The 24,026-nt window shown below is 39.8% G+C and carries 14 protein-coding genes and 1 pseudogene; 8 read left to right on the top strand and 7 right to left on the bottom strand.

Annotation, left to right across the window (positions count from 1 at the left end; genetic code table 11):
• Positions 1–2,078: beta-glucosidase BglX (gene bglX / locus B2X72_RS20980; protein ID WP_286851351.1), on the top strand; the 2,078-nt coding region annotated here is incomplete at its 5' end.
• Between the two features lie 83 nt (positions 2,079–2,161).
• Here the strand turns inward: bglX and B2X72_RS20975 are convergent.
• From B2X72_RS20975 to B2X72_RS20960, 4 genes are all read right to left on the bottom strand, one after another.
• Positions 2,162–3,496 (bottom strand): sulfatase-like hydrolase/transferase, encoded by a 1,335-nt coding sequence (locus B2X72_RS20975; protein WP_286851349.1) that lies wholly within the window; start codon positions 3,494–3,496, stop codon positions 2,162–2,164.
• Positions 3,497–3,569: 73 nt separating this feature from the next.
• Complete coding sequence (locus tag B2X72_RS20970; protein WP_286851347.1) at positions 3,570–5,180, bottom strand: RagB/SusD family nutrient uptake outer membrane protein; 1,611 nt, start codon at positions 5,178–5,180, stop codon at positions 3,570–3,572.
• 34 nt (positions 5,181–5,214) lie between these two features.
• Positions 5,215–8,310 (bottom strand): SusC/RagA family TonB-linked outer membrane protein, encoded by a 3,096-nt coding sequence (locus tag B2X72_RS20965; RefSeq protein ID WP_286851345.1) that lies wholly within the window; start codon positions 8,308–8,310, stop codon positions 5,215–5,217.
• Between the two features lie 438 nt (positions 8,311–8,748).
• Positions 8,749–9,735: a hypothetical protein gene (locus tag B2X72_RS20960; RefSeq protein WP_088160954.1), complete on the bottom strand. Its 987-nt coding sequence runs from the start codon at positions 9,733–9,735 to the stop codon at positions 8,749–8,751.
• Positions 9,736–9,961: 226 nt separating this feature from the next.
• Between B2X72_RS20960 and B2X72_RS20955 the strand changes: the two genes are divergently transcribed.
• Together B2X72_RS20955 and cydB are read left to right on the top strand one after the other, a co-directional pair.
• Positions 9,962–11,299, top strand: a complete 1,338-nt coding sequence (locus tag B2X72_RS20955) for a cytochrome ubiquinol oxidase subunit I (RefSeq protein WP_088160953.1) — start codon at positions 9,962–9,964, stop codon at positions 11,297–11,299.
• Positions 11,300–11,305: 6 nt separating this feature from the next.
• Positions 11,306–12,382 carry a cytochrome d ubiquinol oxidase subunit II gene (gene cydB, locus B2X72_RS20950; protein ID WP_088160952.1) on the top strand — a complete coding sequence of 359 codons (1,077 nt, stop codon included), beginning with the start codon at positions 11,306–11,308 and terminating at the stop codon, positions 12,380–12,382.
• 9 nt (positions 12,383–12,391) lie between these two features.
• Here the strand turns inward: cydB and B2X72_RS20945 are convergent, their stop codons facing one another.
• Positions 12,392–13,018, bottom strand: coding sequence for a response regulator transcription factor (locus B2X72_RS20945; RefSeq protein WP_286851342.1), 627 nt, complete (start codon positions 13,016–13,018; stop codon positions 12,392–12,394).
• Between the two features lie 12 nt (positions 13,019–13,030).
• On the bottom strand, positions 13,031–14,998 hold the full coding sequence (locus B2X72_RS20940; RefSeq protein ID WP_286851341.1) for a sensor histidine kinase: 1,968 nt from the start codon (positions 14,996–14,998) through the stop codon (positions 13,031–13,033).
• A 1,176-nt stretch (positions 14,999–16,174) separates the two neighbouring features.
• Between B2X72_RS20940 and B2X72_RS20935 the strand changes: the two genes are divergently transcribed.
• From B2X72_RS20935 to B2X72_RS20915, 5 genes are all read left to right on the top strand, one after another.
• On the top strand, positions 16,175–16,363 hold the full coding sequence (locus B2X72_RS20935; RefSeq protein WP_286851340.1) for a hypothetical protein: 189 nt from the start codon (positions 16,175–16,177) through the stop codon (positions 16,361–16,363).
• Between the two features lie 751 nt (positions 16,364–17,114).
• Positions 17,115–17,960 (top strand): TlpA family protein disulfide reductase, encoded by an 846-nt coding sequence (locus tag B2X72_RS20930; RefSeq protein ID WP_286851339.1) that lies wholly within the window; start codon positions 17,115–17,117, stop codon positions 17,958–17,960.
• A gap of 129 nt (positions 17,961–18,089) precedes the next feature.
• Complete coding sequence (locus B2X72_RS20925; protein WP_286851338.1) at positions 18,090–19,721, top strand: vitamin K epoxide reductase family protein; 1,632 nt, start codon at positions 18,090–18,092, stop codon at positions 19,719–19,721.
• A 160-nt stretch (positions 19,722–19,881) separates the two neighbouring features.
• Entirely contained in the window at positions 19,882–22,068 is a 2,187-nt protein-coding gene (locus B2X72_RS20920) for a peptidase domain-containing ABC transporter (protein WP_286851337.1), read from the top strand.
• Entirely contained in the window at positions 22,069–23,358 is a 1,290-nt protein-coding gene (locus B2X72_RS20915) for an HlyD family secretion protein (protein WP_286851336.1), read from the top strand. It abuts the gene before it with no gap.
• A 335-nt stretch (positions 23,359–23,693) separates the two neighbouring features.
• On the opposite strand, the pseudogene B2X72_RS20910 reads toward B2X72_RS20915, so the two are convergent.
• Positions 23,694–23,987 (bottom strand): annotated as a pseudogene (locus B2X72_RS20910) (integrase core domain-containing protein).
• Positions 23,988–24,026: the final 39 nt, after the last annotated feature.

Here is a 24,026-nt window from a genome sequence, read left to right as displayed (position 1 = left end):
AAATTAAAAATGGTCAAATCGGCGGTATTTTCAGCATGAGTACACCAGCGAAAATCCGCAAAACACAGGAAATAGCGATCAAGCAATCCCGGTTAAAAATACCCATCATTTTTGGGATGGATGTTATTCACGGGTATCGTACGGTGTTCCCAATTCCTTTAGGTCTTGCCGCTACCTGGGACATGAACTTGATTCAACAATCTGCACGTATAGCAGCCGAAGAAGCGACCGCCGATGGAATTAATTGGGCATTTTCGCCCATGGTAGATATCTCGCGCGATCCACGCTGGGGTCGTATTTCCGAAGGTGCAGGTGAAGATACCTATCTAAGCTCTCGGGTAGCCGAAGCCATCGTCCATGGCTTCCAGGGGGATAACCTGGCAGCACACAACACCATGATGGCCTGTGTTAAACATTTCGCCTTATATGGTGCCGCTGAAGGTGGCCGTGACTACAACAGCACAGATATGAGCCTCCACCGCATGTACAATGAATATTTACCGCCTTACAAAGCGGCATTAGATGCTGGAGCGGGAAGTATTATGACTTCTTTTAATGATATCAATGGAGTCCCTGCCTCGGCAAACAAATGGTTAATGACTGATGTCTTACGCAAGCAATGGGGCTTTAAAGGATTGGTCGTAACCGATTACACTGCTGTAAACGAATTAACAGCACACGGTCTTGGTGATCTCCAGCAGGTCTCTGCTTTAAGCCTGAATGCTGGCGTTGATATGGATATGGTCGGTGAAGGATTTCTGACGACGTTAAAAAAATCTTTGGATGCTGGAAAAGTCAAAATTGCAGATATTGACAGGGCTTGCCGTTTTGTTTTGGAGGCAAAGTATAAATTAGGCTTATTTGACGATCCTTATCGCTATTGTGACGAAAAACGTGCAAAAACTGTGATCGGATCGGCTGCCAATCATGCCAAAGCCCGGGAAATTGCAGCAAAGTCATTTGTTTTGTTGAAAAACGAAAACCAAGTGCTTCCATTAAAAAAAACAGGAACAGTTGCTGTCATTGGCCCATTAGCCAATTCAGGTCCAAATATGCCCGGAACCTGGAGTGTCAGTGCTGAATTGGACAAAACAGCCTCTTTAGTTGAGGGAATGAAGGCCGTGTTAGGCAACAAAGTAAATATTCTCACCCATCTCGGAAGTAATCTGTTGGAGGATCCGATTTACCAAAACCACGCAACCATGTTCGGCCGTACCATCGCACGCGATTCCCGAAAAGAAGAAGAGATCATTGCTGATGCCCTGAAAGTTGCCCAACAATCCGACGTCGTTGTGGCCGCACTTGGTGAAGCGTCTGAAATGTCAGGTGAAAGCTCCAGTCGCTCAGAACTGGATATTCCGAAAAATCAACAAAAGCTATTAAAAGCACTATTAGCAACAGGAAAACCAGTTGTACTGGTATTGTTTACAGGTAGGCCGCTAACGCTCACCTGGGAAGATGCTCACGTACCCGCAATATTAAACGTTTGGTTTGGCGGAACGGAAACAGGAAAAGCAGTAGCCGATGTTTTATTTGGGGATGTTGTTCCTTCAGGAAAGATTACGGCCACTTTCCCACGCAATGTTGGTCAGATTCCGATCTATTATGCACACAAAAACACCGGCAGACCTTATGGAAACTCGGGTGATTTTGAAAAATTCAAATCAAATTACCTGGATGTAAGCAATTCCCCGCTCTACCCTTTTGGTTACGGATTAAGTTATACAACTTTTACCTATAGTGACATCCGTCTTGACCGCAACACAATCGACGATAAAGGTACTCTTCAAGCAAGTATCGACATCAGTAATACCGGAAATTATGATGCGGAAGAAACGGTGCAACTCTATATCCAGGACTTAGTTGGCTCTATTACTCGCCCCGTAAAAGAGTTAAAAGGGTTTCAAAAAATACTCCTCAAAAAAGGAGAACAAAAAACCGTAAACTTTAACATCAAAGTAGACGATCTTAAATTCTTCGACAACAACCTCAATTATGTTGCCGAACCAGGGAATTTCAAAGTCTATATTGGTTCGAACAGTCGCGATGTAAAAGAAAAAGAATTTGAATTGCTTTAAATCTATTGCATCTGTATAAAAAACAAGGCGGCCTTTAGGAAATAAGGGCTGCCTTGTTTATATTAGACTGTCGTTACGCCTACCTATTTCATATTCCCATCAAAGCTTTCAAACAATACGCGCAATTCCGCCGCTTTTTCTGGATAATCCTTTAAAATATTGGTTCTTTCACTCGGATCCCAGGCAATGTTATGTAATTCTTCAATAGCATCATAGGGTTTGCCCGAAATCTGATTGACTCCGCCTGCTATCCGTCGATACTTCCAGTCGCCTGACCGAACAGCCTCAACATGTCCATAATTCACCAAAAATATCGGTCTGTGTGCTGTTTTTAAATCTTCCGATTTCCCATTCAACAAAGAATCGATCGCTTGGCCATCAATGGATTTCTTCGGTAATGATGCACCAGTCCATTTGGCGATAGTAGGCAACACATCCAAGTTGCTTATTGCCTGCCGAATAACTTTTCCTTCTTGGGCATAGCCTTTGCCATATACAATGAAAGGTACGCGGACACCACCTTCTGTTGTTTCGGCTTTCGAACCTTTGAAGACACCTGCGGTACCCACATGCCAATTTTTTGTGGCATGATCGTCAGACATCCGCGATGGATAAGATATCCAAGGCCCATTATCACTTGAAAAAATCAAAATGGTATTATCAGCGAGGCCTTTTCGCTCAACCGCTTTCCAGAGCTCCGAAAAATTATGATCCAACTCCTGCATCACCGCACCAAGTGGGCCTGCATTTTGCTGATCTGCAAATCGGTTCTTTTTATTGGCAAATGCCAAAGGAAGATGCGGGAAATTATGCGCATAGTATAAAAAGAATGGATGATCTTTATCTTGGTCTTCTATAAACTTCACTGTTTCTTTGTGATAAAGTGCGCTCAGGTCCGAATCATCGGGCGCAACGACTTCGGGTTTCCGATTCCTGAAGATCTTAATGACAGAGTCTGTTTTTACATAGGGATCGCGGTAGTCGTGGCTATACAGCATGCCATAAAAAGAATCGAAGCCTTGCTGATTAGGATGATGGTAAGTCTGTTTATCCCCTAAATGCCACTTCCCGATTAACGCAGTTCTATAGCCTACCTTTTTTAATAATTCGGCAATCGTTTCCTCATCGTCAGGCAAACCTAAATTGGATCCTGGACCGATCGGTGCGGGAAGATTATAACGGGAAGCATATCTTCCGGTTAATAAAGACGCTCTTGACGGTGTACAGGAGGGCGTAGAAACCATAAAGTTTGTTGCTCTCACGCCCTTACTGGCGATCGAGTCCAAAAAAGGGGTTGAGATATTCGGACTTCCATAACAACCAATGTCGCTATAACCAAGATCATCGGTCAGAATCAAGATAATATTAGGCTTTTTTTGCTGGGCATTGGCAAAAGCCACCAGTAAAAATAAAGCCATAGAGGTCATAAGTTTAGTGTATCGCATCATATTTGTATGAGTTAATTGGAATCGTGCCACAAGATAACAATTTTTACCAATTTGGATTCTGTTTTAGATTCGGATTGAGGTTAATTTCCCGTTGTGGAATGGGCCAGAGATAATGCTTTTTCGCATCAAAAACACGGCTTTCGGAGGCTGCTTCAACGACAGCTGCCTCTCCGTTGTTATTTTGATAGGTGATGCCATACACTTTACCAGGAACAACCTTTTCAGCAGTTTTCCATCGTCTTATATCCGCGAGATGCAATCCCTCAAATGCCAGTTCCACCGTACGCTCGCGACGAACCAACTGGCGAAGTTGTTCCTGATTTACTTGATTACTTATTAGTGGAAGTTTTACGTCAGTTCGTGAATTTCTAATTTGGTTAATGGCCTCGTAAACACTGCCATCAATTTCGCCGAGCTCAATCTTTGCCTCCGCATAGGTCAATAATATCTCGGCATAACGCAATAGCATGATATTCAACCCACTTTTTGAGGGGTTTGCCAAATCTTTTTTATCGATATACTTCTTTATATTGAAACCTGTTGTGGAAGCAATATAGGTACTCCCCACAGCATCAGCAGTCCCACTATTGGGTGCCGGATGAAAAATAGCGCCATTTGGAAGCGGATCGCCATCCAAAAAAATTGACAAAGCAAGCCTCGGGTCGCGATTTTTATAGGGATTTTTGGGATCATAACCACTATTGGCATCCGTAATTACCAAGCCACTGGAAGTCTCGTAACTATCTGTCAAGGCTTTGGTAGGCACATAGGTACTCTGCCCATTTTGCTGGCTATAGGGGGCTAAGAGGCTAAAAACACTTTGTGTGTATATATTTTCCAGAAATTGCTTATCCAACAGCACCTCTTTGTTATTTTCAGCCGCATACGTAAACAGATTTGCATAAAGGGGGTAAAGCTCGAATCGTTTGCTATCGATAATCGTTTTTGCGGCTTTTGCTGCTGCTTCAAATCGCCCTGCATATAAATCTGACCGTGCTTTCAGGCCCAATGCGGCCCAACGGGTTATGCGCCCCACATCGTTACTGGAGTAGCTTTCAGGCAAACTTGCCGCAGCCAGTTCCAATTCGGTGTCAATAAAATCGTAAATTTCTTTAAGGTCGGCGCGTTGTACAGCCCTTCCTTCTTCCAAAGTCAGCGGCGCTTTTACCAAAGGTACTCCGCCAAATAAATAGGCCAATTTGATATATTGATAGGCTCTTAACACACGAGCTTCGCCGATAAATCTGGCGATTAGTGCTTCATCCCGGCTGCCCTCGATTTTACCAACATTCGCCAAAAAGTAATTGGCCGCACCGATTCCTTTATAGGCACTACTCCAGGTATTGTACAATCGGGAGCTTGAAGCGTCATAAGTACCAAGCTCGATATACGCATCCACAGCGAAAGGCTGATTGACATGCGCTATATCCGTCAATGCATCCGAATAGAAGATTTCCGCTCCATCAAGATCATTGTAGAGCGCATTTACAGCAAGCTCCGCATCGGCTTGGCTCTTCCAAAATATATTTTCTGACAGACGATCAGTTGGTACGGCATCCAACAGATTCTTATCACAGCCCATCAGCATAAGCGAAAACAATCCGAAACTGAAAATCCAGTTTCCTTTTTGATATAGATATTTGTAAAAATTCATGAGTCCTCAATTAAATAGTATAGTAACAATCACACTACAGGGTCAAATTCACACCCAGTGTATAAAGTCCAGTTTGCGGATAATATACTGCTCGACCAGATTCCGCTTCGGGATCCAAATTCCATTCGTTCAATTTTGAAATTGTCCATAAATTTGTCGCGGATAGGTATACCCGTAGTTTGTTGATTGCTGTCTTTCCGATTGCATTTAGGGGTATTGTATACCCAACCTGTATATTTTTCAAACGCAGATAAGAACCATTGACCACTAAACGGTCCGCCGTTGCGACATTGCGCAAATCATATTTGACCACACGCGGAAAGCGTGCATCGGTATGTGTCGGTGTCCAATAATTGCCTGTAAATATTTCATGTGTAAATCCTTCCTGATTTCCCATCTCCGCCAATGCACCGGACAATCGCGTATCAACTTTCGCTGCTCCTTGAAAAAGGAGATCAAGATCAAAATTTTTAAAACTGAAACTCCCATTAATTCCGAACGTATATTTGGGAAAGGAATTCCCGATGGCGGCCATGTCATTTGCATTGATAATACCGTCGCCATTCAAATCCACATATTTCACATCTCCGGGCTTCGTATTGGTGGCATACGTAGCACCATAAGCTTTAATTTCCTCCGCAGACTGAAAGATACCGTCGGTCTTATATCCCCAAAGGGTATTGATCGGGAGCCCTTTGGCAATGATATACCTTGGGTCAATATCCGACCCTGCGATATAGGGTCCTGTACCTTTTAGATCTGTTACTTCATTATGGTTGATACTAAAGTTTGCATTTAATTGGTACGCAAAAGCCCCAGGAGCGCTTGGTCTTTGCTGATAATTTGCACTGAATTCCCAGCCACGATTCAGTACCGTACCAGCATTTTGGGGCGAAGGTTTTAATCCCAAAACGGCAGGAATATCCAGATTCAGTAAAATATCGTCGGTAACCTTGTTATAATAATCCAAGGTAAACGTCAAGCGATTGTTTAGGAAAGCAGCATCCACACCCAAGTCATACTGTGTCGTAGACTCCCAACCCAATTGCTGATTGGCATAACTGTCCAGCCGATAACCCTGTACAGATTTACCCCCAAAATCATATCCTGCTGCAATTAAGGCCGAATAATAACTATACAAGTCGACAGATTGGTTTCCCGTCTTTCCCCAGGAAGCACGCAACTTGAATTCGTTCAACCAATTCCCTATGGGTTTCCAAAACTCTTCCTTGGATAGTAGCCATCCTGCTGATGCAGAAGGGAAAAAACCGTATTGTTTGTCTCCCGTAAAACGGGATGAACCATCATAGCGGCCATTCACTTCAAGCAGGTACTTGCCCTTCCAATCGTAGTTTACCCGACCAAAAAAAGAACGCAAGCCATACTGCACATCATAACCGCTATTATTTTTTGTAGCGTCGTCAGCCCCCTGTCCAATAGAGGTAATGTCATTGTTGTAGAATCGTTCGCGATAGGCCGTAAGATAATTTTCGTAATTGTGAATCTGTGAATACCCAGCTAATGCCTTGATATGATTTGGCCCGGTCGTCAACTGATAGGTCAACAGGTTGTTCCATGTATACTCGCTGCTATTATCACGAATTTCGGTTAACGAATTGATCGGAAAGCTCTTTACTATCCCTGTATTTCGGTCTTTATTGTCAAAAGCGTTCAAAAAGGTTTTGCTGTTGTTGAAGTTTACCCTAACACCAAATTGGGAAGTAAACAACAAATTTTTCACTAATTGAATGTCCGTTTTAACGATGGAGCTTAGGTAGTTTTCATTTACCTTTTTAAAACCACTTTTTTCAATCAACATTAAAGGATTATTTCCTTGTGTACTTAATCCGTAGGTACCATCATCATATTTAGGCACCACCCACATCGAGCCATGGAGAAAGTTATTGATCGGATCACGTCCGGGCTCGGCGGCTTTGCTATATCGATAGTTTATACTTCCCGTAAAATTAAGCCAAGAGGTTGCTTTGTAATCGTTGTTTAGCCGGATATCCGCCAATTCAGCACCATAATGCTCAATAATACCATCCTGCTTGTTATAACGAACGGCCAATCTAGAGCGCAGGATCTCATTTCCACCAGCGAATGACAAGGCATGATCTTGTTGAGGAGCTGTTTTCAACAGCGTGTCAAACCATGTATTCGGTAAAGGATATTTTTCACGATCAGTTGCCGTTTGGTAGGCCGTAATGGATTCGTCACTAAATCGCGCTGGTACCACCAGTCCCGCATTACGGTAGGCGTCCTGTTGCAATTGGAGGTAGGATACGGCATCCATCTGCTTTGGCTTATTAATTGATTTCTGTAAGGCGTAATAGCCATTATAATCAATCACAACATGTCCAGATTTTGCACTTTTGGTGGTTACAATAATTACACCGTTGGTCGCGCGTGATCCATATATCGCCGTGGAAGCCGCATCCTTTAGGACTGAAATTGAGGCAATATCATTGGGGTTTAACTTGGACCAGGGTTGTTCAATTCCATCCACGATGACCAAAGCATTATTCTTGCTGAGATCATATCCACTGGTGCTGCTCGAATTGGTATTAAATGTAGTCAATCCTCTGATTCGAATATTGGCAGCTGATTGTCCTGGTTTTCCACCAAGGTCTTGCACAGTTACCCCCGGCAATAGGCCCTGTAAAGCTTGCTGCGTATTAGAAACCGGTCTTTTCGTCAGTTTATCACCATCAATACTGGCGACTGAATTGGTCAACGAGATTTTTTTCTGCGTTCCATAGCCAACAACGACCACTTCATCAAGGTCCTGTGTAACTGGATCCAATTCAATTTTCGTGGGAGATTCGGAAACTAACACGGTCTTTTTTTTGTAACCAATGCGCGAGAGTGTAATCGAAAAGGGTAATTTCTGTCCCGTTACAATTTGAAAAAAACCTTTTTGATCTGTTGTAACAACGTGAGTTACGGCTTCGAGTTGAATGGTTACGCCTTCAAGAGGTCGTTTAAGCTGGCTATCATATACATATCCCGATAAGGATGCATTGATAATCGGTCTGACATCTGTTTGCGCATATACCTGATGCCCAACGCCAGATAATAGTAAACATAGCGACAAGGTAGAATACCGGAGTACCCTAAGATTTTTCATAGATAAAGTGTTAATGGTGAATACGAACAAGTGCCAACGCCAATCGAAAACTTGTTTTTATTTTGAAGACATGGGGGGAAGCGAGCGCCTCCCCTGCTGTCAGTTTGAGAAAAGATAAGGGAAATTATCCTATATGGCACATTCGCATCTTTCTTACATCAGGGGATTTAGCCTTCAAAGACTTTGCAGTAATACTTACGAAAAATGTGCTTTTACTAATATTGATATGTTCCATAATAATGTGTTAATTCGCCGCCCTGAAATTAATACATGTTTTCATTCGCGACCTGTTATCTTCTCACAAATATAGAAGTAATTTTAATATAATCTACTAATTCTATAGATTTTATTAAAAGAAATAAATAGGATATGCAGCGGGGCTATAAAAGCGAGCTGGCAGGCTTAAAAGATTGTCGATTAGGGATAAGCAAGAAGATTCTATTGTAGTGTTTCTAAATAGGTTTTAATCAGCAGTATTCCTTCATCATGAAGTACAGTAGTCCCCTTTTGAGGCATATGTATCTCTCCCAATGTAGACATCCGTCCAATAATCTTAGCTTGTTTTAACCAAATCCCAGTTTCATTCAACGGGCTTTCATACCTCAGATCCAGCATGGTCATATAAGCCGTTCCTTTAGGGTTGTGACAATGGGCGCAATTGATCTCGAGATAAGCTCGGGCACGATTTGCAGTCGATTGACCAATATCCTCATAACCGGGCAAACTATTGGAAACTTTGAACGATTTCAGATCGAGAGCCTCCATCTGAGTCAACCGGACCAATTGCTGGATACTGTCACCATCGTGAACGATTATCCGGTTTAGATTTCTGATCTTCGGACCTATCGGGAGCAAATGATTTCCTTGTCGATGGCATGCCATACAATCCTTTCGGGAAGGAATAATATAATTTGTTTGTCGCTCGACACCTTTGTTGTCCAAAAAGGAGACATGCACGGAAGCACTGTCCATCAACAGAAAAGCTTCATCTTGGGCCGCATTCCATTGATAGGTAGCTGCGTTCCACTGTCCGTCTTTATGAATCAAAAGCCGCGTTTCAAGCAGCCACTGTCTCGAGTCCCCTACCGCATCTCTCGGGGGATAAAAAAAAGTTTTGGCAATGATGGTACCATCGGGGAAGCTGGGCAAACCATCGTCTGTGGCGATCATTTTTCCTCCCTTAGGAAGAAAGATGACACGCTTTTTATCGGTATAGTCTGTAAATAGGGCCGAAGCTAATTCATAAGAGACCCCCTGGTCATTTGGAACAAGATCAGCAATTTTGCCCTTGAATAAATTGTAATCAGATAATTTATCCCGAAACACAATATTATCTTTAGCGACTGTTCCCCGGCCCGTATTATTTAGTATAATAAAAAGTATAGGGATCAATAAAACACCCATCAAAATTAGCACTTTCTTCATTTCCCTAATGCTCTTCTACCCTTCCACCGTTATCTTAAATTCGGACGAAGATAAGATAAAAAAGAGATTACAGCGGCGGATGCCCTGTTTTGATTTTCAGATTTTACACTTAGGACAGAAAACAATAAAAAACCAGTTATTTTATCAAAAAATAAAACAGTTTCATGGATATATACGCAAATAAAATGGCTATATTTAACTGTCTTTTAACCAAAACTTCGGCTACATGGAAGATATGATTCTCTATAATCGACTTCAGTTCGCATTTACAATTACATTCCATTATTTATTCCCTCAATTGACCATGGGTTTATCCTTAATGATCGTCTATTTCAAATGGAAATTTCTGCAAACAAAAAATGAAGACTACAACCATGCTTCCAAGTTTTGGATGAAAATCTTTGCGCTTAATTTCACCATGGGCGTTGTAACAGGCATTCCCATGGAATTTCAGTTTGGTACCAACTGGGCCAAATTTTCTGAACTTACGGGTGGTATTATCGGACAGACCTTAGCCATGGAAGGTATGTTTTCCTTTTTCCTGGAGTCTTCCTTTCTGGGGATGTTTCTTTTTGGAGAAAAGTTGCTGGGGCATAAGCTCCATTTTTTATCCGGACTCATGGTCTTTATTGGATCTTGGGCCAGTGGTTTCCTGATTATCGCCACGCATTCCTGGATGCAGCATCCTGTTGGGTATGAGATTCTTGAAAATGGCAAATTTGTACTGAACAATTTTAGTGCATTATTCAGTAATCCATGGTTATGGCCATCTTATCTACATAATCAAGCCGCTTCATTGGTGACCAGCTCGTTTTTCGTTGCTTCTATTGGAGCCTTCTATTTGTTAAGTGACAAGCATAGTAAGTTTGGAAAGATATTCGTTAAAAGCGGCGTTATTTTTGGCGCTATTTCCTCCGTTATGCTGGCGTTTCCTACAGGAGACCTTGCAGCCAAAAACGTAGTCAAATATCAACCCGCAGCCTTTGCTGGCATGGAGGGAATTTTCAAAACTGAGAAAGGCGGATCGGAGATTATTCTAATCGGTCAACCGGACATGGAAAACAAAAAATTGGACAATAAGATAGCCGTACCGAATGTATTGAGCTTCCTGACCTACCAGCGTTGGGATGCAGAAATTAAAGGATTAAATGAATTTGACCAATCTTTACATCCAACGAACGTGCCCGGACTGTATTACAGTTATCACATCATGGTAGGTTTGGGTACCATATTCATTGGCATTATGGTCCTTGGAGCACTACTGCTTTGGCGGAACAGGCTGTATCAAACGAAATGGTTGTTGTGGATCATTATGTTTATGATTCCTTTCCCCTACATCGCGAATACTGCAGGCTGGTATACGGCGGAACTGGGACGACAACCTTGGCTAGTTTATAATCTCATGCGCATGGTAGACGGTGTATCCCCTACTGTATCTTCTGGAAATACATTATTTACCTTTCTCGGCTTCGTCGGTTTATACATTCTTTTGGGTTTGTTATTTCTGATGCTGGTCTTGAAGATCATTAGAAAAGGCCCTGAAACGACAGTTGCATTAACCTAATTAGCTATGGAAATATTCTGGTTTATCGTATTAACTTTCATGCTGGGAATTTATATCGTACTCGATGGGTACGATTTTGGGGCGGGAATCGTCCATCTATTCTTTGCTAAAACCGAACAGGAGAAAAAAGCTGTTACTAACGCTATTGGGCCGTTTTGGGATGCCAATGAAGTCTGGCTCATCGCTTCGGGCGGTGTCCTATTCTTTGCTTTCCCAACACTTTATGCCTCCTCTTTCAGTGGATTTTACTTGCCGCTCATGCTTGTATTATGGCTGCTTATTTTTAGAGCGATAAGTCTTGAACTCAGAGGGCAGGTTCATCATCGTCTTTGGGAGGCTTTATGGGATAAAGCTTTTGGTCTAGCAAGCCTGTTGCTGGCACTTTTCTTTGGCGCCGCCCTAGGCAATGTCGTTCGCGGAGTAAACCTAGGTATGGTAGAAAATGGTGTATCGACCCAAGAGCCACATTATTTCTTTTTAGCGCTTTGGAATCCGACATTTGACCCATTAGCCCAACATCAAGGCATTATAGACTGGTTCACCATCATATTAGGTTTAGTTGCCGTCGTTACATTAACAATCCACGGTGCAGGCTGGGTCATTCTGAAAACATCCAGCACACTAAATACCAGATTAAAGGATATTGTTTTTAAACTCAACTTTGTCTTGCTTATTCTCGTCCTACTATCGGCCTATGTATGGCATTATGTGAAACCCATTTCCTTAAACAATCTTCAAAATCATTATTGGCTGTGGATATTTCCTTTGATTGCTGCCGTTGGATTACTTGGACAATTTTGGATCAAAACCTTTAAGAAAGATGGTATTGGCTTCCTATTTTCTTCCCTGTTTATACTGGGGAGCTTTGCCACGACCGTTGCTTCCATGTTCCCTATATTATTGCCTTCAACGAATGACGTAAATCCTTCCTTGACGATTCAAAATGCTGCAGCACATGAATATGGTCTTTCAGTAGGTTTAGGCTGGTTTATGTTTGCAGCAATTCTGGTAGTTGCCTATTTTATTATCCAATTTAGGGTATTCAAAGGTAAGCTTGATGACGTCGGTTACGGTGAACACTAAGGGCGGTCTCTATTCGAGTCCCAACAACTTATGTTTCATCGCAAGCTGTACAAGTTCAATCATATTTTTAACTTTAAATTTAGTTAGGAGATTGCGCCGATGCGTTTCCACGGTAACTGGACTTAAAAATAAACGCTCGGCAATCTGGTTTGTAGTAAATCCATTGGAGATCAACGTCAAAATCTCTTTTTCACGCTGTGTAAGCCTAGGTAGACTGCTGATGGTAGAAATTGCGCCACGATAAAGTTCTTTTGCCCGATCACAAATTGCTTCTTTGCCGTCCAATCCGAGCTGTACACAGCCCAGGAATTCTTCGTTGCTAACATCCTTTAAGATATAGCCATTTCCACCTGCCTGCATAAACTGAACAATAAGGTTGCCATCGGCCAAATTACTCAATGCAACAATAGGAATCATAGGAAACAGTTTCCTCACCTGAGTACAGACATCCACTCCATTTGTCTTCAACAGCTGCATATCCATAAGTAGGAGATCCGCTTTCGTGACCTTTAAAAATTCAATTAACGTAATTTCTTCCAAAAAGGGATATACAAGATACCCATCCTGATTATTGAGAAAAGAGGCAACACCTTCCAACAATAAAGGATGATCGTCTAACACTGCAATTATCTTCATGACTCAGCCTATTTAAACAGTTACACCAATTTCGATTTGAGTTCCGGATCCAAGCTTACTCTGAATATCAATTGATCCATTGATCCATTTCACTCTATTGACCATATTATTTAAACCCAATCCATAATTTAACACAGCGGAATCAAAGCCTTTGCCATTATCCTCAACGAGGATATGCAGTACTTCGTCCGATTTACTTACCTGAACGATAATTACATCTGCGTTTGCATACTTTAATGCATTTGAAATAGCCTCTTGAACAATTCGATATATGGCCAATCCTTTTTGAAAATCCACATTCAATTCAGGTTCATAGTTTTCAAATTGGATCGAAACATGACTATTTTTCATTGCCAGACACAATTGCTCCAATGCTGCTATCAATCCAAACTGACGCAACGATTCGGGCATTAGATTATGGGATATCCGCCTTACTTCGCCTAAGATGTCGTTCAACTTCTGCGGCACTTCATCAGTCAAGAGCGTACCCTTTGCTACATCGCCGGCAATCTTAAATTTTAAACCTGTTAACATACCTCCTATGCTATCGTGCAGATCTTGGGCTATACGCTGACGCTCCTGCTGCTCCCCCTTGAGCATAGATTCCGAAATTTGTAGCTGTTTTTCCTTTTCCAATTTGTCCAACACAATTTCGTGGTTGAGCTGAATCTGTGTATTGAGCTTCCGTTGTTTTCGATAGAAAAAAGCAACAAAAAGCACAATACAAAAAAGCAAAACGGCAATACCCAAAACGAGAAAAATCCGAAATTGGTTACGGTCCTTTTCTGCGCGTAGATTCAAAATTTCTTTTTCTTTTTCAACGGTCTTATATTTCGTCTCCATCTCATTCATTTTTTCCAGCAATTGGACCTTCTGAATGCTATCGGATAGTTTATTTGCCATATTGGACATCTTCAGCGCATCCTGATAATTACCCATAAGCTCATTCACACCCGCCAGTTGACTGTACACAATTTTACTGTTGTAAAGATCTCGCGTTAATAATCCATTTTTCACGATTTCCTCCAACTGCAGTTTAGCATCAGCATACTTTTTCTGTAAGAGATACACATTAAACTTTCTGAACCGCATCATCTGGAATAATTTCCAATTGTTCATTTTCACCGACCAATCCAAACCGATATCCAACAGGCGAAGGGCTTCATCAGTCTGTTGCTTTGTGGTAAAATAAAGCGCTTCATTGTAATAGTAGTTGGGTAATTGGGAAGAATTCGGGTATTCGTTCAGGAGCTGTTTGACCTTGTCCAACAGTACTCTTGCTTCTTTGGATTTCACCTGATAGCAATAATTACTGACTGTATTGAGATAAGCCACCACAAGTGCGGCACTCGGCGTTTGCTGCTCGAGCTGTTTTATGGCCAATTGATGGTATTCATCAGCTTTTGCAAGCTGATTGGACGACATAAACGTCATGCCGATCATCGTATTTATACTACCTTCCATGATGGGATCATGTGCTTTCGCATAAGGCAAGCACTTCCCGTTAAGAATATCCAGAAAATCAGCAAATCCTTTTTTAGGAAATCGAATTAAGCCCAGATTATACCAAGCTTTGGCCAAAAGCCCCTGCTGAAAAGGCTTTTGCGCATTTCCAAGGAGGTCTACACATCGTTGGGCTTCAACTCCTGCATTTTTACTATCCAGAAATTGCCCATAATAAAAGCTTTTGTAAAGTGCCCCCATCGCCTGTAAGCTCCGGAACGGTTTGGCTAACCGCTCCCCCTGTTGCATATGATCCCAAAATTTGGTCGTATCTCTAAATCTATAGTAATCTGCCAAATAAAAATGCTGCATTGCTTTCACACTGTCCTCCGAACTCGACAGCAATAATTTTTCCGCCTCAGATCGATATTTATTTTCATCCAATGGCAAAAAACTCTGTGCAGCTACAGCATGTACAGTAAAGTATACTATAAAAAAGGCAAATATCTTCGTTAACTCTCTCAACTGAAACATCATTAATCCAATATCTTAATCATTTAAACAATTAAACCCACTTAACCCGTTGAGTACCATGATTTAGGAATAGAAAGGAAATTAAGTTATCAATTACAATGATAAACAACTTGGATTTAATTACAAAACAATTTTGAATAGATAACTTACGAGCAAATTACAAAAGAATATTGGAGATTTTAAGAAAAAATAAATACATAGGCTATTCCCGACAAAGCTTATACGACAGGAAATGACTTAAAGTAGTGAGATTGAGTTTGACAACTGAATATATGGGTATTGACAGTGATAGCGACCGGATCCGAAAGCTTCTTCGGCACTTGATAGGGTCTCGCAGAAATCGTTTAATTATTTTTGAATATTTTATTACACAAATGTGTAGTTTTTTTACTTTATTAATAAAACACTTCAAATAAAGTGTTAAATTTAACATAATAGAAGGAATACTTACTTTCTTACAAGCTAACAATTATTTTTAAAAAATTATAAACAACTTACAATCAATAACATACAATACACCAACAATAATAACTCTAAAATTAATTCAGTTATATAATAATGAAATTATTACATAATATTAACTTAAAAAATAGGCTAACTGATACTTGTCAATATATATTGAACCATTGCAAACTCTTATGCACCTTATTCCAAAGAGCTATACAGCGGTCTCAATATTTGAACAGTACTTCTACATATGCATTCATTAACCATTTTTCAAGATACAAGATTGAAGATTTCATTTTTCAAAAAATGAAATACCCTTTTACCAATTTCGCCCTTCTGTTCATATATTCTCCATAGCAGCTGAAATGGCTACAATCTTTCGATTCAGGTAAAATGAACTTTGATGGCGAGATAATCTATTATTTTGGTGTAAACATCAAATTGCAGCATAAAAAGGTATTATATAGACAAATGTGGATTCATGGAAGAACAGAAAACATCGAATCTAAGAGTCAGATAAAAAAAACAGATGGCCGGTTAATTCTATTGTGCTCGGTATAGGCTGTATAAACTGCCAGCTAGCTGGCAAAAAGGTTTAATCTAAAGAACTACGTAGAAAAAAAGGCTTAGGCAGGTTGCAAGCAGACCTAAGCCATCAGAAGGTTCTCTGTAAAAAGGCCCTCCGAAAATGTCCCGGAGTGAGCGGGCATTATAATCTTATAAAACAAAGTTATGAAAAAGATTAATTTAAAATCCATTCAAAGTAAAGAACTTCTTTCGAGAGAACAATTAAAATCAGTTGTTGGCGGTCTTAAACCAGTTCCTTGTCGTGGGGCAGATCAGACAGATTGCGTAACAACAGATTCAGCACCAGGACGTTGTGGATACTATATGGGAATTTGGGGATGTATCCCTAAATAACAGATTTTTTGAGAGTGTTATTGCAACACTCTCATTTTTATGGAAATTGTATAATACCAAATTTACCACATCAAAAAAACAACTTCACTTTCTTTTTTAGGGTAAGATTATGCTAATAATACGACTATTTTTTATTGGGTCCTTCCTGTTACTACTATCGAACTGTTTCGCACAGAGTAATTATATGTCTGACGGTTATGTTTCACTTATATTACAAGGGGGATCACCAAATTATTTTAAAGATGTTGAAGTTGATGGCCCTTTTATGAGTAATCCTTTACAAGGCGACCGACCGGTGACATTTAGGAGCGTTAATGATTCGACTCTTTTGTTATCCGAATTCACATTTGGTCCCACTTCTGTTTTTTTTAGATTAAATGGCCGCTACCTGTCAACTATTTTGATTCCGAATGAAACCAATTTTATAAACCTTCATGTAACCGATTCCGCCAATTTTGATCTGGAATATCATGGTTCTTACAAAGAGGTTTTTGACAATTCTGGTTTTCAGGAAAAGCTCATTATGAAAATGTTATCTTACCGGCCGACAGTAGAGAAAAGAGGATCTAAAGTTGCCTCCGAAAAGGAATTTGTAGAAGTTAAAATGCTTCAAATGCATCAAATGGAAGATTCTTTGGTGAAAAATGCACCGTCCCAATTCCTGAAAAACTATTATTCGGAACTGATTAAAACATTTCAGATTACACAACTCTTAAAAGACTACAAAAAAAGCCTTTTGGCATATTACAGAATGATAGGAATAGATGATAAAAAAGAAGTCAACCTGGCGGTTAAAACAAGGTCATATTATGACCGTCTCATAACAACTGAATATTTAGATACAGTTAGCCTTCTTCCATCTGGCTATTTTGACCTTTTGCTTACCATCCAAAAGGATACGCTTTTAGAGCTTCCTGATATTTTGAAAGTTGGTCCTATTGTTTTTACCGAAAGCCTAAAAAATACGTTTAAATATTTATCTCATGACAATAGTAATCTATTTCTTGACATGATGACCGCCAGCGCGTACATTAAGGCTTTAAATGAAGGAAAGCAATTAAGCAACGAGAATCTACACGATATCATTGCCCACTTTAAAAATAATCGATTAAGCAGTTATATTTTGCATCAATCTGAGATTAACAAGCGTAATCAGAAGAAAAATAATGAGGAAACTTTTTTTCTTCCATTCGATAAAAAAAATGAAGATGTTTTGAGCACTATCTTAGAAAAACACAAAGGTAAAGTAGTCTTTGTGGATTTTTGGGCAACGTGGTGCGGTCCCTGTCTTGCTGCCTCCCCAGCAATGGAAAAGGTCAAAAAAAGTTTTGAAAATAGAGATGATATTACATTCCTATATCTAACAGACGAATCTTCAGACCGCAACAGATTTTACGAACTAACCAAAGTGCTTATGGGCGAGCATTATTATCTTTATAAAAACCAATTCGCTACGATTATGAAAAAATACAACTTTGACTATATCCCTAGCTACATCGTTTTTGATAAAAATGGAAATATGAGCCAAAGAAGTACTTCTCCAGATAATTTGGAAGAAACCGCCAAGACCTGGATTCAGAAAGCCCTCAACGATTAAATATAAAATAGGATTACTGTTTTACGTATCATGAATAATAATGGCTCCATATCGTGAGCCCATGAGTGCTTAGGCGTTAATAATATAAAATTCCCGGCGTTGCTTGGCGCCGTATACGATATTCGAATTATGAGTGTTTTTAATTTAAAAAAATCCAATAACCTTTTGAGTGTATGCTCGTATGTCTTAAACAGATACAAGGTAAAATTCACTGAGAGGAGGTTAAAAGAGCTGCTAGAGTCAAATGTTGATTATCCGTCCTTATTATCTATTAAAGATGCATTAGGTGAATATGCTATTCAAAGCGCGGCCCTTCGAAAGGGAGATAATTCCTATGATGATTTCGAACTCCCCTTTATCTGTTCTGTTCAGAAAGAAGGATGGTCAAATTCTCAGTTTACAGTAGTTTCAAAGGCAGATAATAATTCCATTACCTATTTAGAACCCTTAACAGATAAAATCAATACATTAACCTTTGTTGAGTTTAGCTACATAGATAAAGGAGTAGTGCTTTTGCTCGATGGTTCTGGTGCAAAAAATGAAATTGGATACGTTCAGAATCGAAAAATGGAGCGAACTGAAGAATTTTCAGGCAAATTACCACTTTACATTTCTCTTCTGATACTAATTGTATCTTTGCTGCTTCTTTTTAGCCAGGGAATTTCTAAATTAACTTTAATTGGCGGGGCTTTTCTATGTACGAGTTTGTTTGGAAGCTTCATATCTGCTCTGTTGATTAAACTCGATGTGAATTCTCAGGATCCGTTTATCAAGGAGGTTTGTGGTATGCTTGGCAAGAAATCCAATTGCGAAGCAGTACTATCTTCTTCACGATCAAAATTTATGGATATCAGTTGGTCAGTTTGGGGATTGGCTTATTTTGCTACCTTTTTTATCAGCCAGCTTATATTTTTTAGTCAGGCCAGCAATTTGACTATCTGGTCGCTAACTTCAATTATAATTACTCCCTATTTGATCTTTTCTATTTACTACCAAGCGAGAGTTATACAACAATGGTGCCCGCTTTGTCTTGGTTCCCAATTTGTGATCTTAGTAAATGCTTGCTTGGGAATAGTGTTTCTGATCAATAATGATTTCAAATTCGAGCAAATAAATCACCTTCAGCTCATTTTAAATATTTTTTTGGGAATTATATTTTTACTTGCATCTAATCTGTCTATTCCAATCTTGAAACGAGCAAATGATAGTAAAGAATATGAGATGAAATGGAAGAAGCTTTTATATAACCCTACGATTTTTGCTTCAATATTGGAGAAGAGTGAAACAATTAATTATCCTGTCAATGGCATAGGTCTGGTTATAGGCAATGAAAGTGCTGCAAATGAAATTGTTAAGGTTTGTAATCCTTATTGCCAACCTTGTTCTAGTACTCATCTCATCCTTGAAGAAATTGTTAGAAAAAATAGCAATGTGAAGCTCCGAATTATATTTACCGCTTCTGGTGACGAAAGAGATATTAAAACAGCTCCCGTCCAACACCTTCTGGCGATTCAGGAAAAATATGGAAAACAAAAGGTACATGAAGCCCTCGATGACTGGTATCTGGCATCAGTTAAGAAATACGATGCATTTGCGGTTAAATATCCTATGAATGGAGAATTGAACCGTCAAACGGAGAAGGTATTGGAGATGCGAAACTGGTGCGAGGCTATGAAAATTCGTGCTACTCCTACCCTTTACATTAATGGCAAAGAACTTCCTGAAATTTACAGTCCTATCGATTTAAAGTATTTTTTCTAAAACGAAGTCGGTGCTGGTTACAAACACCTGAACGAGCAGACGACACATCGTAAACAGCCTCTTAAGATGTCTCAGAGCAAGTAGATGTCATATGTAAAGAAAAATCTATCGATCATCGGACAAGCAGGTTGCATTCGGAAAAAGATAGTATAAGATTTAGATGCTAAAAAGTTTTCCTTATTATGAGCAAATGGACATGATGGATTGTGGCGCCACCTGTCTACGCATGATATTCAAATATTATGGACACTCTGTGTCTATTCAAAAGATTCGCAAACTTTGTCAAACAACGGATACAGGTGTCAATATGCTCGGCATTAGCGAGGCTGCCGAGAAATTGGGATTTCGCACCTATGGTGTCAGGCTTAACTTGGACCAGCTTCAAGACGCAGAATTACCCTGTATTTTGCATTGGAATCAGAATCATTTCGTCATACTTTATAAAATTAAGAAGGGGAAATACTATATTGCAGATCCTGCAACAGGTTTGATAACCTATAATAGTAAAGAGTTTTCTAGTAACTGGTATTCTTCAAAAGATATCCATTCAGGGCTGTCACTAATCCTAGGGCCTAGCCCCGAATTCTATGAACTCGATGAGGAGGAACCTGACCCTTCGCTCAAATGGAGCAAAATGTTTACCTATTTCTATAGATACAAAAAGCTCTTCACACAGCTGATATTGGGCATGGTATTAGGCACAGTTCTACAGCTGATCACACCTTTTCTGACACAGTCAGTCGTAGATATAGGCATCAATACTAAAAACATCAGTTTTATAAATTTAATTCTGATCGCGCAACTCATGTTATTTGTGGGCAGTACTTCGGTATCGTTCATCCGATCCTGGATTTTGCTCCACATTAGTACGCGTGTCAATATTTCGATCCTCACAGACCTCTTAATAAAGATTATGAAATTACCCATGAGCTTTTTTGATACAAAGACGCATGGTGATTTGATACAGCGAATGACGGACCAGCAACGCATTGAAACGTTTTTGACGGGAGATACCTTAAATACTTTGTTCTCCTTAGTCAATATGCTAATCTTCGGCGTGCTATTGGTTATTTATAATCAGGTAGTTTTTTTGATCTTCTTTATTGCTACTGTGCTATACACTATTTGGATACTTCTATTTATGAAATATAGGCAGGATCTCGACAACAAGCGATTCAAGATTTCTTCTGAGAATCAGACTTACATGGTTGAAATGATTCAGAGTATCAAAGATATCAAACTTAATAATGCCCAGAAGCAGAAACGATGGGGATGGGAAGCTTTACAAGCGAGATTGTTCAGATTCAAGGTAAAAAGTTTAGCTCTTTCGCAATATCAGTCGATCGGTTCTTTGGCAATTAATCAAACCAAAAGCATCCTAATTACTTTTGTCAGTGCCAAAGCAGTGATTGATGGCGATATGACCCTTGGTGGAATGATGGCTGTTCAATATATAGTTGGAATGGTCAGCAGTCCTGTGGAAGCGTTACTTGGATTTGTTCAGTCTTTTCAAGACGCTAAAATTAGTATGAATCGCCTCAATGAAATATATAAATCTGAGGATGAAGAAGATGTAAAAAAAGATTATTTAGATAGCTTGCCTGAAAAAAAAGACATTGAAATTCGGAATCTCACTTTTCGTTACTATGGCGCTGGCAATGAACCAATTTTCAACCGTTTAAACTTGTATTTTCCTGCAGGAAAGACTACAGCAATTGTAGGTACCAGCGGCAGTGGAAAAACAACGATACTGAAACTGCTGCTCCGCTTTTATGAATATGAAGAAGGTGAAATTCTTGTTGGTGGCAAACGGTTGGAACAGTTTAACTTCTCTCTATGGAGGGAAAAGTGTGGTGCTGTGCTCCAAGACAGTTACATTTATGCTGATACAATAGAACGCAATATCACCGTCAATACCGAGTTCGTAGATAGACAACGACTAGATAATTCCATAGAAATTGCAAATTTAAACGAATTCGTTGCGGAGCAACCTTTTGGTTTAGTTACCAAAATTGGCACATCCGGCAAGGGGCTTAGCCAAGGGCAGCGGCAGCGCTTAATGATTGCCAGAACTGTATATAAAGAGCCTGAGTTTATATTTTTGGATGAGGCGACAAACTCTCTTGACGCCAATAATGAGAAAATAATTATTGAAAATCTTGACCGTTTTTTTCAAAAAAAAACGGTAATTGTGATTGCTCACAGACTTAGTACAGTCAAGAACGCGGATAATATTATCGTGTTGGAAAAAGGAAACGTTGTTGAACAAGGAAGCCACGCAGAACTTATAGCATCACACGGTAAATACTTTGAATTAGTAAAAAACCAATTAGAACTAGGAAATTAGATGGCTAAGAAAAAATCATTTATACCCGAATCTGGTATACACTCGGAGGACCTACAGGAGATCATCGCAAAGCCGCCTTCTTGGCTTTTAAGAAGGGGTATTACGTTTATCTTACTTACGATATTAATTATTGGAGGACTTTCGACATTCATTCGCTATCCCGAAATGGTGAGTACCTCAATTAAGTTCAATACCGCTGATGCTCCCAAAGTAATTTCTGCAAAAGTGGGAGGAAACCTCGTAAAGCTGTTGGTAAAAGATGGTACATGGGTCACAATGGGAATGCCGTTGGCCTACCTCGAAAGTACAGCTGACCATGAACAGGTATTAATGCTTTTGGATAGACTTCAGCAGCTGCGTCAGGACGGAAAGCAGCCTTATAATCTGGAAAAACTGATTGCACCAAGAGATCTCAATCTTGGGGAGCTACAAACCAGCTATCAAAATTTCTACCTAACATACCTAAACTATTTGTCCTCGGGCGATGATGGAATCTATCAAAAACGCAGATCAACAATTCATAAAGAGATTGTTAATGCGCAAGAACAGTATGCCAAAAACAGTCAATCTTTTGAGCTTCAGAAACAACAATTGGAACTCACCGAGAGGGAGTTTGAACGTTATAGAATTCTTGCAGATAAAAAGGTTATTAGTCCAGCTGAATTACAGGACAAGGAAACTCTTTTGTTGGCTAAGCGACAAACAATCCCACAAATGGAAAACAACCTGATATCTTATCAGAACAGTCTTTTGTCAAAGACTAGGGAACTGACCGACATCGAAAACCAAATTTCGGAAGAGCAGAAAAAGTTTATCCAGGGGCTTAACAGCTTTATCAGTGATGCAGAAAACTGGAAAAGACAATATGTAATGACAAGCCCGTCAAATGGGAAGTTGATATATGGGGAATTCTTACAGAGCAACCAGTCCGTTGCGTTGGGTCAGAAACTATTCTATATCAACCCTAAGAATGAGCAATACTACGGTGAGATTTTGCTTTCCCAAGATGCATCAGCTAAGGTTAAGTTGGGACAATCTGTACTAATAAAGGTACGTGGTTACCCTTATACTGAATATGGATATTTACATGGAAATATAATATATATGTCGGATATACCGATAAAAGACAGTGTATTCTTTACGAAAGTGGACTTAATCAGATCAAAACAAGATTCATTGATCAAACTGAAACCTGGGGTTTTAGGAAATGCTGAAATAATTACAGAGGATAAATCTATATTTAAGCGGATATGGGACAATTTGACAAAGAAGCTGAAATTTACAGCTTAACCCGAAACAGATTGAATAACATTGATCTGAAACCACAATTCAAATCTCTAATACTACAATGTTTATAAACTTCCAACGGTATATTGATTAAAAGGGTCCTGTAAGCTATTGATCCTCCCTATACCAATGTGCAAAATATTTATCACCTGGACTATGTACGCTATCAGCTCAAGGACTGCACATTTCTAGGAGATAAATGGCACCAATCCGGAACTGTACAGCTGAATCTTTTTGAGCCTGCAAACACCAAATTAGATATATCAAAAAGCAATAGCCAAAAGGGATTTAAATCTCAATTTGGGCGGTTAAAAATAACCGGACAACGCATCTAAAACCTATTCTCCAAAATATGCGATCACTCTATGTGCAGACGAAACTAAGCAAAATCCTTTGACCTGTTTTTCGATAAACATTTCAGGCGTCATATCCCCCAAACAACTGTGGGGTCTGAAAGTGTTGTATTTTCTTAACCAAGCCAAAACCGCACTTCTGCCCTGGATCCCATAGTGTTTTTGCGCCTGTTTGTAGGTCACTTCGACTTTTTAAACTTGCATCAAAACCTGTAATTTAAAGGCTAAAGTGTAGTCTCGTTGTGAGCGCCTGTAAGTGCCTTTGAGTTGTTTTTTCATAATAAGTCAACTTTGCTGTCAACTCATTTCAGGACGAAC

It is taken from the genome of Sphingobacterium sp. UBA7253, assembly GCF_002472745.1.
Classification (GTDB): Bacteria; Bacteroidota; Bacteroidia; order Sphingobacteriales; family Sphingobacteriaceae; genus Sphingobacterium; species Sphingobacterium siyangense.
Note: the sequence above shows the minus strand (reverse complement) of the source record. Positions and strands in the feature narration are given on the sequence as shown.

Coding starts and splice junctions, on each gene's coding strand:
- B2X72_RS20955 (WP_088160953.1), top strand. CDS start 9,962: ATGGAAGATATGATTCTCTATAATCGACTTCAGTTCGCATTTACAATT.
- B2X72_RS20930 (WP_286851339.1), top strand. CDS start 17,115: ATGATAGGAATAGATGATAAAAAAGAAGTCAACCTGGCGGTTAAAACA.
- B2X72_RS20935 (WP_286851340.1), top strand. CDS start 16,175: ATGAAAAAGATTAATTTAAAATCCATTCAAAGTAAAGAACTTCTTTCG.
- B2X72_RS20920 (WP_286851337.1), top strand. CDS start 19,882: ATGCTAAAAAGTTTTCCTTATTATGAGCAAATGGACATGATGGATTGT.
- B2X72_RS20915 (WP_286851336.1), top strand. CDS start 22,069: ATGGCTAAGAAAAAATCATTTATACCCGAATCTGGTATACACTCGGAG.
- B2X72_RS20975 (WP_286851349.1), bottom strand. CDS start 3,496: ATGGCTTTATTTTTACTGGTGGCTTTTGCCAATGCCCAGCAAAAAAAG.
- B2X72_RS20925 (WP_286851338.1), top strand. CDS start 18,090: ATGAGTGTTTTTAATTTAAAAAAATCCAATAACCTTTTGAGTGTATGC.
- B2X72_RS20970 (WP_286851347.1), bottom strand. CDS start 5,180: ATGAATTTTTACAAATATCTATATCAAAAAGGAAACTGGATTTTCAGT.
- B2X72_RS20945 (WP_286851342.1), bottom strand. CDS start 13,018: ATGAAGATAATTGCAGTGTTAGACGATCATCCTTTATTGTTGGAAGGT.
- B2X72_RS20960 (WP_088160954.1), bottom strand. CDS start 9,735: ATGAAGAAAGTGCTAATTTTGATGGGTGTTTTATTGATCCCTATACTT.
- B2X72_RS20940 (WP_286851341.1), bottom strand. CDS start 14,998: ATGATGTTTCAGTTGAGAGAGTTAACGAAGATATTTGCCTTTTTTATA.
- B2X72_RS20965 (WP_286851345.1), bottom strand. CDS start 8,310: ATGAAAAATCTTAGGGTACTCCGGTATTCTACCTTGTCGCTATGTTTA.
- cydB (WP_088160952.1), top strand. CDS start 11,306: ATGGAAATATTCTGGTTTATCGTATTAACTTTCATGCTGGGAATTTAT.